This is a genomic window from Clostridium sp. AM28-20LB, assembly GCF_003480665.1.
In the GTDB taxonomy this organism is placed as follows: domain Bacteria; phylum Bacillota; class Clostridia; order Lachnospirales; family Lachnospiraceae; genus Otoolea; species Otoolea fessa.
On sequence record NZ_QUJN01000003.1, the window covers coordinates 51,691 to 64,694 of the forward strand.

Here is a 13,004-nt window from a genome sequence, read left to right on the forward strand (position 1 = left end):
TGCCATCGGCTTGCGGATATAAGAAATCCGGTTATCTGTTTGACGTCCCATGCAGACACCTCCCAATTGCACGTGTAATCCACTGGCAGAGGTAGCCAGCAATTCCACCTAACGTATTTAAAAACATATCATCCACATCAAAACTTCCCACCTTGAATACGAGCTGAATCGTCTCGATGCTCAAAGTCAGAAGGAAGCTCAGAATCAACATCAGGTACCATTTTCCAAATCTCGAACTGATGATCGGCAGGAAAAATCCAAACGGCATGAAGCACACCACGTTGCCAGCCGTATTTAACAGGAACGCTTCCGTCCCCACTATATCACGATAAATATAAAACCGTTTGATTTCCTTAAATAAAACGAGATTATAGGCATACTCCACATGCGGCGCGCGCCCGAATCCGTCCGAAAAAAACATAAAATATATAAGAAGCACCAGGTATGCGACAAAGAATATCCAGCACACCTTCTGATGCGTTTTTGTCCGTTTCCACATAATTCCCCACATAAACTGCCAGAAATGAGAAAAACCGTACACCGTCCCCGGTCATACGGTTTTTCTCTTTCGACTGGGCATATCTGCCCTGTTTCAAATCCAATTTTTAGAATGTAATATCTGATTTGCGTTTCAGTAAAAACGCACCGCTGACGATCGCCATCACACCGGCTGCCAGCCCTACCGTGATGATCACACTTCCAATCACGATATTAATCACACCGGTTCCCTGCATCGTTTTGTAGATCTTTTCCATATCGATCCGCTCCTTCTTACACTCCGTCGCATGGCATTTCCCATTTCAAGCATGCCGCTCCGTGAACCAAATCTCTATTTTGCACCGTACTGCTCATAGTATGCGTCGATCGCTGCTTTCAGTGTATCGTCGATCACGACCTTGCCCTGGCACTCCTTGTTGTACAGGCACTCTACGACATCTGACATCGATACGATCGCTGCGGTCGGGAAGCCGTACAGTTCCTTGATCTCATCCAGCGCACACTTTTCTCCCTTGCCGCGCTCCATACGGTTTAAAGATACCATCAGGCCTTTGATCTCCACATCTGCCTGGGATTTGAGGATCGGGAAGGTCTCCTCGATGGATTTACCGGAAGTGGTTACATCCTCGATGATAACGACGCGGTCGCCGTCCTTTAACTTGCTTCCCAGAAGGATGCCGGTATCGCCGTGATCCTTGACCTCTTTCCGGTTGGAGCAGTAACGTACTTCTTTGCCGTACAGCTCACTGATCGCCATCGAGGTGGCAACTGCCAGCGGGATTCCCTTGTAAGCCGGTCCAAACAGGACATCGAAATCCAGACCATAGTTGTCATGAATCGCCTTTGCGTAATACTCGCCCAGACGGCGCAGCTGCGTACCGGTTACATATGCACCCGCGTTCATGAAGAACGGAGATTTACGTCCGCTCTTTAGGGTAAATTCGCCAAACTTGAGCACTTCGCTCTCTACCATGAAATTGATAAATTCCTGCTTATACTGTTCCATCATACTCTCCTATCTTACCGAACCGCACCAATCAGTTCATGTATATCTTCAATGCCATATTTTTCCATGTAGGCGTCGATGCCCTTCACGATCTCCTCCGTCGCATACGGATTATGGAAATTCGCCGTACCGACTGCCACCGCGCTTGCGCCTGCCAGAATAAATTCGATCGCATCGTCCGCATTCATGATACCGCCCATGCCGATGATCGGAAGCTTGACCGCCTGCGCCACCTGGTAAACCATGCGGACTGCCACTGGTTTCACTGCCGGACCGGACAGACCGCCGGTACGGTTGGCTACCGCAAAGGTTCTCCGGTTAATATCGATCTTCATGCCAGTCAGTGTGTTGATCAGGGACAGCACATCCGCACCGCCTGCCTCGGCTGCCTTCGCCATCTCCGTGATGTCGGTAACATTCGGGCTGAGCTTCATGATAATCGGCTGTTTCGCATGGCGTTTTACCTCGCGGGTGATCGCCTCCACTGCTTTCGGATCCTGTCCAAATGCGATGCCGCCCTCCTTGACGTTCGGGCAGGAAATGTTGATCTCCAGCATATCGACCGGCTGGCTCGCCAGTTTTTCCACTACATCGACGTAATCTTCCGTCGTTTTTCCACATACATTGACGATAATCTTCGTATCATACTGACGTAAAAACGGGATATCCCTCGATGCAAATAAATCATACCCCGGATTCTGTAAGCCGATCGCGTTGATCATGCCGCCGTACACCTCCGCAATACGCGGGGTCGGATTGCCTGGCCACGGCACATTTGCCACACCCTTGGTCACAACCGCGCCGAGCTTGTTCAGATCGACCATCTCGCCGTACTCTGCCCCTGAACCAAAGGTTCCGGATGCCGTCATGACCGGGTTTTTAAGCTCTACACCCGCAAGATTGACTGCCATCTGTCTCATAATTCTACCTCCTCGGCTAAAAATACGGGACCATCCTTGCAGATCCGCTTGTTGTGTACATTGCTGTGGTGGTCTACATCCTTCGACTGGCAGACACATGCCAGACAGGCGCCGATTCCACATGCCATCTTCTCCTCCAGGGAAATATAGCACTTGATTCCCTTTTCTGCCGCATACTCCTTGATGGCGCGCAGCATCGGGGTCGGTCCGCAGGCGTAGATCACATCCGCCGTCAGGTTCTGCTCCCGGATCGCGTCCAGGACATTGCCCTTCGTGCCGACGCTTCCGTCCTCGGTCGCCACAAAGACTTCTCCATATGCCTCAAATTCATCCCGGAGGAAGAGATTTTCATCCCGGTATCCTAAAATGATCTGTTTTTCGCAGTTTAACTGTTTCGCCATCTCAAGCATCGGCGGAACACCGATACCGCCGCCGATCAGAAATACATTTTCGCCCTCCTGCGGGAAACCATTTCCCAGAGGTCCCATGATGTCGATCGAGTCTCCGGAAACATATTTGGAAAATTCATCCGTTCCTTTACCGGCAATCCGGTATACGATCCGCAGGCGTCCTTCATCCGGATCTGCCTCGCAGATACTGATCGGGCGCGGAAGAAGTCTGGAACCGTCCTGGCTGTAGACCGAGATAAACTGTCCCGGTCTTGCCTCGTCCGCTATGTCCGTCACGATCCACATACTGAAAATGCCAGGTGCCAGTTCTTCCTGACTATATACAACTGCTGTCTCTTTCTTCTGTGCCATGAGCTCCTCCTTACAGTACGCGTCCGATGTCCGCAATCATATCAATGACAGCCTGTCTCGATGCGTCCGCAAAATGCTCCGGACCGAATTTGGCGTATGCGTCTTTCTTGTATGCTGCGATGATACCGCGGGAAGAATTGACGATCGCGCCCAGTCCATCCTCGTTGAAGCAGTATTTTAAGTCTTCTGCCGTACCGCCCTGTGCGCCATAACCCGGAACCAGAAAGTAAGTCTTCGGCATCAGCTTACGCAGAATCTTGCTCATCTCCGGGTAAGTTGCGCCCACAACTGCGCCTACATTACTGTAGTCGCCATCCATGGAAGCCTCCCCCCACTCAACGACCTTCTCCGCTACCAGCTCATAAAGCGGGCGGCCGTCCACCAGACGATCCTGGAACTCGCCACTGGATGGGTTAGAAGTCTTTACCAGTACAAAGATACCGCGGTCGGATGCGTTGCACTCGTCCACAAATGGTTTCACGCCGTCGGTTCCCAGATACGGATTGACCGTCACATACTCGGTATTGAACGCGGAACAGGTCGTATTTCCAACCTTCACGCTGCCGAGATGACCGGTTGCGTAGGCAGCCGATGTGGAACCGATGTCGCCGCGCTTGATGTCTCCGATGACAATTAAACCCTTCTGCTGGCAGTATTTGACAGTCCGGTCATACGCTTTCAGGCCTTCGATGCCAAACTGCTCATACATCGCAATCTGCGGTTTGACCGCCGGAATCAGATCAGCCGTCGCATCCACGATCGCACAGTTAAACTGCCAGATCGCCTCTGCCGCTCCTTCCAGGGTCTCTCCGAACTCCGCAAATGCTTTTTCCTTCACGTGCTCCGGAATATATCCAAGCATCGGATCCAGTCCTACACAGATCGGTGCCTTTGTCTTCTGAATCTTCTCAATCAATTTACTAACCATCACGTTCTCCTCCAGAGTATCTCTCATAAATAATCAACTTATTTTATCATAAGTGGAGGGCGCTTTCAAGGGCACGGAGCAAGGAAAAAAGGGTTTTTGCTTATGCCCTTTTGATTGCCCCGAAAGAAGCGCGCCAGCTGTCACGGCATCGGACGGCTGGCGCGCTTCTTTCTTGAGTGTATCGTTTCTTTGAATAATTGGTTTTAAAATTGCAAAATTAGTTTTTCTTGCTCAAATATAAACTATTTCAACATTTAATACAATGAATCAATGCATCTAATGCAGCGTCAACGTCGCCACATAATCTCCATTTTTGTAACTTTTAGCCGCAAAATGTTCCTCCGTCTCCGTCTGAAGTTCCATCCAGAGTTCTTCGGCGGCGAGCATAATGTGGGAGAGCATGATGCCGATGCTGAATTCGCGCATCGCATGGAAGCTCTTGCCCGGAAAGCGGGTTTTTAGGGCGAACACATAGATTCGGTCGGAATAGACGATGAAGCGCCACGGCTGGGTGTTCATCGCGGACGGTGCGAGACGCGCCGCACGGAGAATCGTCTTCATCTGCTCTCCGGCTTCTTCCTTGAAAATACAGAGTTCATTGAGCGGGAGGCGCTTTGCCAGCGGGCTTTCACGGTAGAGCTTGCCCTCCGGGTAGCCGAATGCGACCATCATCAGGCAGCGTTTGCCGCCGCGCACCTTCTGCGCCGGCTGCACGCTGCCCAAATAGCAGGTTCCAAGCCCTTTTGCCGTCATATAGAGCACCATCTGCTCCATCAGATAACCGGCATTGCGCTCGCAGCCTTCCTCCTGGTCCGAATAGATCGCCAGATAGTAGGGAGCATCCACCTTCCAGAGTCCGTGGACATCGGCTTTTTTCTTTGTATTGTCGAATATCACTGCCTCAACCCGGATCCGGTCATTTAACCGGGAGGTCTTATCAAAATAGGACAGGATCTGCCCACGCAGCTTCTCCGTGACCTCCCGATCGGTGTATTTTCGAACTGAATGGCGACATCCTATCGCCTCATACAAATTCATCATACCTGCTCCCCTCCTATCTTTTTGCTGCCGTTATCATGCGCATGACCCGCAGTATCTTTTTCTCTGCCTCTCTATGTGCATTCCAATTTCTATACAAATTCTGACCGTTTCAGCACCACCTTTAAATCAGTCCCGACATCAGTGGTACTACCACTACGGTCAAAAGACCGGCGACCGCAATTGACAAGCTGCTCATCGCACCCTCGATCTCGCCTAATTCCAGCGCCTTTGCCGTTCCAATCGCATGAGCTGCCGTTCCAAGTGCCAGACCCTTCGCGATTGGCTCTTCAATTTTAAATATCTGAAACAGCCAGTCGGCTATAATATTTCCCAAAATTCCTGTAATTATAATGCTGATAACCGTCAGCGTCACGATACCGCCCGCTTCTTCGCTGACGCCCATGCCAATCGCCGTCGTAATGGACTTTGGAAGCAATGTCACATAGTGCGTATGCTCCAGCTGAAAGAAACGGCACATCACATAGATACTGCCGACACTTCCCGCTACCCCTGCCACGATTGCAGAAGCAACCGCAATCAGGTGCTGGCGCAAAAGCTCCAGCTGCTTATACAGCGGAATCGCCAGACAGACCGTCGCCGGTGTCAGGAAATAGCCCAGATACACCGCACCGCGGTTATACTCCTTATATTCTATATGAAAAACAGATAAAAATGCAATCACAACTATAATTGCAACCAGCAGCGGATTTAAAATCGCCCAGCCGGTCTTCTTTTTCAGCCAGACGCCCAACATATACGCGCCGACGCTGACCAGCATTCCAAAATAAAGAGAAGAATGAATCAGTCCATTCATGCTTTCGCACCTCCTTTATTCTTTCTGCGGATAATGCTCTGCGCCACGCACCCGGTCGCAACCATAACAAATACCGTCGAAATCACGGTAATCACGGTCAGCGGCACCAGGATGGACTCCGCCTCCTGCACGCTGTCAAGCAGACCTACACCTGCCGGTATAAACATAATCGGCATCGTATCCAGGAAGAAATCTCCCACTTCCGCCACATCTTCTGTATGTAATGCACCTGTGCAAAGCAGAAGCAGAAGAATGAACAATCCGTATACGCCAGACGGAACCGGAAACGGAAGCAGATAGTTCAAAAACTCTCCCAACATTGTGATGCCAAAAATAATTGTCACTTCTTTCAAGTACTTCATGATGTCTTCACCTTTCGTATTTAATGCCTCTATTCTATCACTCTCAAATTTATAGGACAATATGAAAATTAGCATAAATTCTGTCAATTTCCTTGAATTTTTTGCGTCTTTTTTATACGATACAGGTAAGCTTTTCCGATTCGTAAAATCCAGACATTTTCGTTCCAAAAAGCGTGAAGTTTTTATCCGCAAATACGTTTATCTTTATGAAAGACTTATCTTCCCAGCTGCTTTTCGTGGCTGGTACACTTTGTATCGCAAGAAAGAAAGGATTAGAAGTTATGAATTTAATTCAGACAAACTCACTCTCTGCCAGACAGGCAGAACAGATCCTGGCACTGTTGAATGAATGCCAGAAGACGCAGCCAATCCACATTTCTTTCCCATTTGAAGACGGAAATTGTTTCCTGCTTCTTCTGGATGAATCAGAGACACTTGCAGCCATCATGGGAATGCTCCTTCCACCGGATGGCTCTTCGGACGAGGAACCCGTCGAATGCATCGCCTTCACCCGCCCTTCCCTGCGCCGACGCGGATATTTTGCCGCACTCTTAGAAAAAGCCTGCGACATCTCCGGTGAGCACGATATTCTATTTCCGGTTGACCCGGAATCTGCTGATACGGCTGCCACGATGAAAGCCATTCACGCTGACCGCGTTGATCAGGAATATCAGATGAAATGGGACTTTGACCCGGCGGCCGAACGCTTTGACTCTCCCATGGTTGAAAAACGCCCGCTTACCTTTACCTGCACTTCTGCACCGGAAGGTGACGTCAACGAAAGTGTTGATCCCGACAGTTGCTGGGACTGCTTCCACAGCGCCGATGATCCAGATCCGGCCGTTACAATTCTGACCTATGAATTTTTAGAGACTCCGCCGGATCCGATGTGCTCTCCGGCTGCCGTGTGCATGGCGCGTATGCAGCCCGTCCCGGACGTTCCCGGCACATTTCATGCCTGTTTCTACGGTTTCCGGGTCCATGACCTCTGCCGCGGACTGGGAATCGGTGAAGCTGCTTTCTGTCTGGTCTTAAACGATCTGATCACGCGCGGCTGCACCCGGATTGTTCTTCACGTCAGCAGTGACAATTATCCGGCACTCTCGATCTATAAAAAAGCAGGGTTCCGAATTACCGAAACCCTGTCCTATTTTATGTATTAAAGATATGGCAGGCGCTTCAGCCGCCAAAAGCACCCCGATACATGAGCTATTCGTTTACATCACGATATTCTTCCTGCATCGGATGTTTTTCCTCAATCTTCTGACGGATGCTTAACATCTTGCAATCCGTCTCCGCGATGACATCCGCGCACTTTTTCAGCTCCGCACCGATCTCTGCGGCTTCCTGGGCATCCAGCTGCTTTTTATACTTGAGCTGGTGATCCAGACTCGCCCAGAAATCCATGGCGATCGTGCGGATCTGGACTTCCACACGGATATTTTTCTTACTGTTTGAAAAGAATACCGGTACTTCCACGATCATGTGGTAGCTGCGGTAGCCGTTTTCCTTCGGCGCCTTGATATAATCCTTGATCGCAATGATGGTCACATCATCCTGGCGTTCCAGCATCCGGCTGATCTCGTAAATATCGTCCACAAACGAACATATCACACGGACACCCGCTATATCATCCAGGTTGGACTCCATCGATTCGATCGAAAGCGGAAGTCCGCGCCGCTGCAGTTTTTCTACAATACTCTTCGGCTTCTTCACTCTCGCCTTGATCATCTCGATCGGGTTTCTTGCATTCCGCATGGAAAGCTCATCGTTGAGCACTTCCAGCTTCGTCTTAAACTCTCGAATCGCGCAGCTGTACTGCATCATCGCTTCCTGAAACTGCCTTGCCGTCTCCCGGAATGTCTCAGGAATCTCAAACACCTGAGGCGTATTGACCGCGAAATGGCTCAGCTCGCTGTTGGGATTCTGAGCAATATTCATTTGTATTCTTCCACCTCTTCTATATATCTATATTCTTTTATGCCTTCTCCACTGCGTCAGCCGCCGCATCCAGCCATGGGGATTCCACATACTCAACCAGCCCCTCGTCCACCTTGGACGCAATCGACGGATCGATCGGAATCTTCGCAAGCACCGGAATCTCATACTCGTCTGCCGTCTCCTCGATATGGCTTTCACCGAACACAGAAATCTTCTTTCCGCAGTCCGGACATTCCAGATAACTCATGTTTTCAACCAGTCCCAGAATCGGAATATCCATCTTCTTCGCCATGTTGACCGCTTTTGCCACGATCATCGAAACCAGCTCCTGCGGGGAAGTCACAATGATAATACCTGCCAGCGGCAGGGACTGAAATACAGTCAGCGGCACATCGCCGGTTCCCGGAGGCATATCGACAAACATATAATCAATGTCCTTCCAGAGTGCCTCGCTCCAGAACTGCTTAATCACGCCGCCCACAACCGGTCCACGCCAAATTACCGGATCCGTCTCATGCTCCAGAATCAGGTTCGAAGAAAGAATCTCTATCCCCGTCGAGGTCGTGCGCGGCAACATCAGCTGATCCGCTGTCACACCTACCATGCCGTGAATGCCAAATGCCTTCGGGATCGACGGTCCTGTAATATCTGCATCAAGAATGCCAACGCGGTTGTTTCTCGCACGCATCTTACATGCCATCAGGGATGTCACCAGGGATTTTCCGACGCCGCCCTTGCCGCTGACTACACCAATTACTTTTTTAACTGAACTCTGTGGATTTAACGGCACCCGGAAACTCTCCATCGTCCGGCTGGCACACGTTTCGCCGCAGCTTGAACAATTATGACTGCAATTCTCACTCATACATACTTCTCCTTTTTATCAGGTTGGATTCTGATCGTTCGCTGGTTTTCGTTTTTGCATCCTCTTCAGACGTTTTCCAAGACCAAAAACCTGTAACGCCCAAATCCTCCCCTGTCGTAATCTCCGTACATTTTACCATATTTTCTGCAAAAATGATAGGGGCAAACACAACTGGCAGCGTTACAAAAGAATGTGCCGTTACTGTACACGTATGCGTGAACAGTAACGTTTTCTATGAGACAAAAACAGACAGCCCTTTTGCTGCACTGCATTCAGACTGTCTGTCTTTTTTATATCCTATTCATTTTTCTCTACAGATACGCCTGTACCATCGGGCGCAGCCGTCTTGCCATGATCGCCGCCAGAATGCAGAGAATATAATCCGCCGGCATCTCCGGCAGGCAGTAAACCAGCACAATCGCTTTCCAGCCGATCGGCTGCAGGGTTACGAGATGGGTAATCAGATAGAAATAAACCATTCCCATTCCATAATATACCACATATCCAGCCGTCGCCGCCGTCATCAGCGCTCCCATTTTCCAGGAATTCAAACATTCACAGACCTTTCCCATGACCCACGCCGCAAGGAGAAATCCCAGCAGAAAACCAAAGGTCGGGCGCAGCAGATACGCCGGACCGCCGCCGCGTGCAAAGATCGGGACGCCCGCAAGTCCAATCAGCAAATAGACACCCACACTGGTAAATGCCCGTCTGGAGCCCAGCAGAAATGCTGCCAGCATCACGAAAAACCACTGCAAGGTGAAGTTCATGGTATCTGCGCCGGTCGGAATGACAACCTTGATAAATGCCCCCACGGCGACCAGCGCCGCAAACAGACCGCAAAGCGCCACATCCTTCGAATGTTCCCGGCTCCGCGAAACTGCTTTTTCTCTCATCTGTTTTCCTCCATCATGCATGATGCATTTTTTCATAAACGGTTCCTTTCATGGCATGCAGCCACCGTGCCCGCAGACTTTCGCTGTCCATGTATGTTTCCTTTTGCTCAAAACGAATCCTCCAGCATCACTCCGCCTGGAATTTACGGATCATCCGCACAAGCCCAAGACTCTCCATCCGTTTTGCAATCAGGTAAAAGAGTGCTGCATCCACCGGCCACTTGATGAGATTCTTAAGCACACGCATCGGCAGAAGCACCATCATTGCTTTTCCAGACATCATGCTAAGCCAGAGTGTGTTCAAAAATATGTTGCAGATCAGCGCCACCACCAGATCCGCCCAGAGCGCCCGGCGGAAGGTAAGCGGTTTCCGATACAGAATTGTGCCATATAGCACGCCGCCCAGCATCGCATTCAGCGTAAATCCCGGAAAAAATGCCCCCGTCGGCTTTACGACATATTTGACCAGGTCCAAGACTCCGCCATAGACCGCTCCAGCCACCGGACCGAAGAGGTAGTAGACAAACTGGTTGACCACACCGCCGAATCCGATTTTCAAATACGGACCAGCCTCAATCGTGAAGTATCCCAGAACAACGGAGACAGCCATCAGCATGGCGGCAGTCGTGAGTGTTTTCACGTGTTTCAGTTCCTGAAAGGATGCCTGATAACATACTGCAAATTTTTTCATAAAAAAATACCTCCTTTTCTGCAGATCTCTCGAACCACATCAGGAGATAGATTGTATCAACGATGCAGCGGGATGCGGAATACTGACCGCGAAACCCCGGAGGGTCTCTTCGTCCGGCTGACAACTCCCTGTTCAACCGGCACTTAACGCCTGTATTCCTACTCTGCGTTTTTTTTTATCTTTTACATCATACCACAATTTTCCCGCTTTTCAAGTGTAAGTTTTATAATTAGTAGTATAAAGAACGAGCGTTCTTAATGCTACTAATTTTTTTATATGGGTTGTGCAAAATGTCCAAACGTTTGGACATTTTACAGAAAGGAAAATGGCTATGATTGCAGTAAAAAAGGAAACACTGGAAGATTCATTAACCAGAATCCTCTGGTACTATCTGAACAATGATTTCAACCTCAACATGGTTGCGCGTGAACTTTTCAGCCGTGAAAGTGCCGCTCTTGCTTTACAAACTGGACACAGTGTAGACGAGTTCTTAAAAAGCGGTGCTTACCTCTTAAAGAACTATATCGCTGTTAGCTTCATGCCGGGATCGGTAAATCCCCTTTATGTGGATGTTTACAAAGTAATGCTTGAATCAATCGACTTCGAAGCACTTGCTAAGAAATTCTTCGAAGAGTCCGTATAACTCAAAATGTCCAAACGTTTGGACAAACAAGAAAGGGCATGTATATATGAATACAAATGAATTACAGAAGAAAGAAACCGAAGCCACAAATAGTCCGGCTTCCGCTTCTACAGATACAGAAACTTCCGTCACTCCGAATGTTATGAATCCACCAGTATCAAAGGATAGCAACCCGGATGTGCTTTCGAAAGAACTTTCAGATCGAATTAAAACCCTCGATACTTTGGTAAAAGACCTTACCAAAAATTTCGTTAAAATCGGCTATGAGCTGGTTTTGATTCGCCAGAAGAAATTATATAAAGAATTGGACTTCAAGACTTTTGAGGATTTTGTGCAGACGCAGTACGGATTCAGCCGCAGTTCGGCGTACAACTTTATTAACGTATGTTTGAAATATTCCGTCAAGGACGATGCTGGACAACCTACGAAATTGCTTAGTAAAGAGTATGCGAAGTTTTCAAGTTCTCAGTTGGTTGCAATGCTCAAACTGAATGACGAAGTGATCGCCCAAGTCGATCCGAACGCAACTATTAAAGACATTAAGAAGTTATCCGCTTCTAAAACATCCGAAGTTGATTCTTCGGATGAGTCCGAAGAGGATGAAGAAAACGAGGATGCTGGCAAAAAAGAAAAGAAGAATGTTCGGGACATGAATATCCCCGTTATGCGTCTTAACATGGCTACCGGGGCAACTTGGGAATCAGTTGTTACCGATGCGATTCGAAAGGTATGTGAACCGTTTCTGAACGATGAGCGTCGCGCCGCAGATGGCAAGGCATACAAGATTGAAATTAACATTGTTTACCCGGACGAATCTGCAATGTAACTTTAAATCCGTTTAAAATGTACAGTTACCATATATAACCTAAGTAATTAGCTATTACCGCCCCGGCGTTCCGGGGGCACATAAGAAAAGGAGAAAAATATCATGTTAAATATCGAAGCAAAATTAGAAGTAGTAGGAAAACCAGAGCCGCGTGATTGGAAGAATAACGAGGGTCAGACAATGAAATCTTATCGTCTGAATGTGGCTCAGAATGATGGCGTAGACATTGCCACTATCAGATGCCCGCAGGAAGTTTATGCAGGCGTTCGCCGCGGCGATGTAGCACTGTTCCTGTGTACGTTCACAGAATACGGTGATCGTTCTGATTTCCGTATCGTAGGTGTGAAACAGCTCCTCAATAAACCGGGTGTAGCACCCGTAAATAAATAGGTCATAACGCTTAACCGCGTTTGACATACATTTCCCCCGGCGGTTTTGGTACATTTTCCCGCCGGGGCAACCCCAAGAAAGGATGGAGCAATGAAACCTGCATTGATTACCTTGATTCTTGGTGTTTCACTCATTGAATATAGTGTGTTCAGCTTCTGCTGTTATGTGCTGTTTTGTCAAATCAATGATAAACCCTTGTCCAAACGTTTGGACAAAATGAAAGGAGAAAATTGAAAATGAGCGTTGTATTACTTCTGATGATTCTGTTTTCTTTCATTTATTGCTGTATCGATTTATCGAAGAAAATCAGAGATAAAAACCATTAATTTGGTTTCTCCCGCTCCCGGCAAGTCTTTGATTCCCTGTTCTGGGATGCGGTTGAAATAATAAAATTAGTCCCTTTGAGGACGGAAAGGACAAAC

At 48.7% G+C, this 13,004-nt stretch carries 17 protein-coding genes and 1 riboswitch; of the genes, 4 read left to right on the top strand and 13 right to left on the bottom strand.

The features are described 5' to 3' along the window. Positions 1-31: 31 nt before the first annotated feature. From DW739_RS07755 to DW739_RS07790, 9 genes are all read right to left on the bottom strand, one after another. Positions 32-499 carry a VanZ family protein gene (locus DW739_RS07755; protein ID WP_118538196.1) on the bottom strand — a complete coding sequence of 156 codons (468 nt, stop codon included), beginning with the start codon at positions 497-499 and terminating at the stop codon, positions 32-34. A gap of 106 nt (positions 500-605) precedes the next feature. Next, positions 606-755 (bottom strand): hypothetical protein, encoded by a 150-nt coding sequence (locus tag DW739_RS14895; protein ID WP_022359365.1) that lies wholly within the window; start codon positions 753-755, stop codon positions 606-608. Positions 756-829: 74 nt separating this feature from the next. Beyond that, the gene (gene pyrE, locus DW739_RS07760; protein WP_107000484.1) at positions 830-1,504 is read right to left on the bottom strand and encodes an orotate phosphoribosyltransferase; all 675 of its coding nucleotides are present in this window, start codon (positions 1,502-1,504) and stop codon (positions 830-832) included. Between the two features lie 14 nt (positions 1,505-1,518). Then, positions 1,519-2,424 carry a dihydroorotate dehydrogenase gene (locus DW739_RS07765; RefSeq protein WP_022359363.1) on the bottom strand — a complete coding sequence of 302 codons (906 nt, stop codon included), beginning with the start codon at positions 2,422-2,424 and terminating at the stop codon, positions 1,519-1,521. Continuing rightward, positions 2,421-3,185 (bottom strand): dihydroorotate dehydrogenase electron transfer subunit, encoded by a 765-nt coding sequence (locus tag DW739_RS07770; RefSeq protein ID WP_118491581.1) that lies wholly within the window; start codon positions 3,183-3,185, stop codon positions 2,421-2,423. Before DW739_RS07770 ends, DW739_RS07765 begins: the two co-directional genes overlap by 4 nt. 10 nt (positions 3,186-3,195) lie before the next feature. Beyond that, positions 3,196-4,113, bottom strand: coding sequence for an orotidine-5'-phosphate decarboxylase (gene pyrF / locus DW739_RS07775; protein WP_022359361.1), 918 nt, complete (start codon positions 4,111-4,113; stop codon positions 3,196-3,198). 276 nt (positions 4,114-4,389) lie between these two features. Continuing rightward, complete coding sequence (locus DW739_RS07780) at positions 4,390-5,154, bottom strand: nitroreductase family protein (protein WP_333489839.1); 765 nt, start codon at positions 5,152-5,154, stop codon at positions 4,390-4,392. 121 nt (positions 5,155-5,275) lie between these two features. After that, a complete protein-coding gene (locus DW739_RS07785) occupies positions 5,276-5,968 on the bottom strand; it encodes an LrgB family protein (protein WP_107000487.1) in 693 nt (230 codons plus the stop codon). After that, positions 5,965-6,330: a CidA/LrgA family protein gene (locus DW739_RS07790; protein ID WP_107000488.1), complete on the bottom strand. Its 366-nt coding sequence runs from the start codon at positions 6,328-6,330 to the stop codon at positions 5,965-5,967. The genes DW739_RS07785 and DW739_RS07790 overlap by 4 nt, the downstream gene beginning before the upstream one ends. A 281-nt stretch (positions 6,331-6,611) precedes the next feature. On the opposite strand from DW739_RS07790, the gene DW739_RS07795 reads away from it, so the two are divergent. Then, positions 6,612-7,493, top strand: coding sequence for a GNAT family N-acetyltransferase (locus tag DW739_RS07795; RefSeq protein ID WP_182427959.1), 882 nt, complete (start codon positions 6,612-6,614; stop codon positions 7,491-7,493). 46 nt (positions 7,494-7,539) lie between these two features. Here the strand turns inward: DW739_RS07795 and DW739_RS07800 are convergent, their stop codons facing one another. The 4 genes from DW739_RS07800 to DW739_RS07815 form a co-directional block, all read right to left on the bottom strand. Next, positions 7,540-8,271 (bottom strand): GTP pyrophosphokinase family protein, encoded by a 732-nt coding sequence (locus DW739_RS07800; protein WP_118538152.1) that lies wholly within the window; start codon positions 8,269-8,271, stop codon positions 7,540-7,542. 37 nt (positions 8,272-8,308) lie between these two features. Then, positions 8,309-9,136, bottom strand: coding sequence for an Mrp/NBP35 family ATP-binding protein (locus DW739_RS07805; RefSeq protein ID WP_022359355.1), 828 nt, complete (start codon positions 9,134-9,136; stop codon positions 8,309-8,311). A gap of 311 nt (positions 9,137-9,447) precedes the next feature. Next, on the bottom strand, positions 9,448-10,032 hold the full coding sequence (locus DW739_RS07810; RefSeq protein ID WP_022359354.1) for a biotin transporter BioY: 585 nt from the start codon (positions 10,030-10,032) through the stop codon (positions 9,448-9,450). A 127-nt stretch (positions 10,033-10,159) separates the two neighbouring features. Further along, entirely contained in the window at positions 10,160-10,723 is a 564-nt protein-coding gene (locus tag DW739_RS07815) for a folate family ECF transporter S component (RefSeq protein ID WP_022359353.1), read from the bottom strand. Positions 10,724-10,786: 63 nt separating this feature from the next. After that, a riboswitch (THF riboswitch) is annotated at positions 10,787-10,891 on the bottom strand. Positions 10,892-11,054: 163 nt separating this feature from the next. Between DW739_RS07815 and DW739_RS07820 the strand changes: the two genes are divergently transcribed. The 3 genes from DW739_RS07820 to DW739_RS07830 all read left to right on the top strand — a co-directional run bounded on the left by DW739_RS07820 (position 11,055) and on the right by DW739_RS07830 (position 12,582). Continuing rightward, complete coding sequence (locus DW739_RS07820; RefSeq protein ID WP_118637391.1) at positions 11,055-11,366, top strand: hypothetical protein; 312 nt, start codon at positions 11,055-11,057, stop codon at positions 11,364-11,366. Positions 11,367-11,412: 46 nt separating this feature from the next. Beyond that, positions 11,413-12,192, top strand: coding sequence for a hypothetical protein (locus tag DW739_RS07825; protein ID WP_118742873.1), 780 nt, complete (start codon positions 11,413-11,415; stop codon positions 12,190-12,192). 102 nt (positions 12,193-12,294) lie between these two features. Next, the gene (locus tag DW739_RS07830; protein ID WP_118742874.1) at positions 12,295-12,582 is read left to right on the top strand and encodes a hypothetical protein; all 288 of its coding nucleotides are present in this window, start codon (positions 12,295-12,297) and stop codon (positions 12,580-12,582) included. Positions 12,583-13,004: the final 422 nt, after the last annotated feature.

Excerpts from the sequence above, each read along its gene's own strand:
- DW739_RS07825 (WP_118742873.1), top strand. The coding sequence starts at position 11,413 with ATGAATACAAATGAATTACAGAAGAAAGAAACCGAAGCCACAAATAGT.
- DW739_RS07790 (WP_107000488.1), bottom strand. The coding sequence starts at position 6,330 with ATGAAGTACTTGAAAGAAGTGACAATTATTTTTGGCATCACAATGTTG.
- DW739_RS07820 (WP_118637391.1), top strand. The coding sequence starts at position 11,055 with ATGATTGCAGTAAAAAAGGAAACACTGGAAGATTCATTAACCAGAATC.
- DW739_RS07765 (WP_022359363.1), bottom strand. The coding sequence starts at position 2,424 with ATGAGACAGATGGCAGTCAATCTTGCGGGTGTAGAGCTTAAAAACCCG.
- DW739_RS07800 (WP_118538152.1), bottom strand. The coding sequence starts at position 8,271 with ATGAATATTGCTCAGAATCCCAACAGCGAGCTGAGCCATTTCGCGGTC.
- DW739_RS07785 (WP_107000487.1), bottom strand. The coding sequence starts at position 5,968 with ATGAATGGACTGATTCATTCTTCTCTTTATTTTGGAATGCTGGTCAGC.
- DW739_RS07780 (WP_333489839.1), bottom strand. The coding sequence starts at position 5,154 with ATGATGAATTTGTATGAGGCGATAGGATGTCGCCATTCAGTTCGAAAA.
- pyrE (WP_107000484.1), bottom strand. The coding sequence starts at position 1,504 with ATGGAACAGTATAAGCAGGAATTTATCAATTTCATGGTAGAGAGCGAA.
- DW739_RS07810 (WP_022359354.1), bottom strand. The coding sequence starts at position 10,032 with ATGAGAGAAAAAGCAGTTTCGCGGAGCCGGGAACATTCGAAGGATGTG.
- DW739_RS07770 (WP_118491581.1), bottom strand. The coding sequence starts at position 3,185 with ATGGCACAGAAGAAAGAGACAGCAGTTGTATATAGTCAGGAAGAACTG.
- DW739_RS07805 (WP_022359355.1), bottom strand. The coding sequence starts at position 9,136 with ATGAGTGAGAATTGCAGTCATAATTGTTCAAGCTGCGGCGAAACGTGT.
- DW739_RS07795 (WP_182427959.1), top strand. The coding sequence starts at position 6,612 with ATGAATTTAATTCAGACAAACTCACTCTCTGCCAGACAGGCAGAACAG.
- DW739_RS07830 (WP_118742874.1), top strand. The coding sequence starts at position 12,295 with ATGTTAAATATCGAAGCAAAATTAGAAGTAGTAGGAAAACCAGAGCCG.
- DW739_RS07815 (WP_022359353.1), bottom strand. The coding sequence starts at position 10,723 with ATGAAAAAATTTGCAGTATGTTATCAGGCATCCTTTCAGGAACTGAAA.
- DW739_RS07755 (WP_118538196.1), bottom strand. The coding sequence starts at position 499 with ATGTGGAAACGGACAAAAACGCATCAGAAGGTGTGCTGGATATTCTTT.
- DW739_RS14895 (WP_022359365.1), bottom strand. The coding sequence starts at position 755 with ATGGAAAAGATCTACAAAACGATGCAGGGAACCGGTGTGATTAATATC.
- pyrF (WP_022359361.1), bottom strand. The coding sequence starts at position 4,113 with ATGGTTAGTAAATTGATTGAGAAGATTCAGAAGACAAAGGCACCGATC.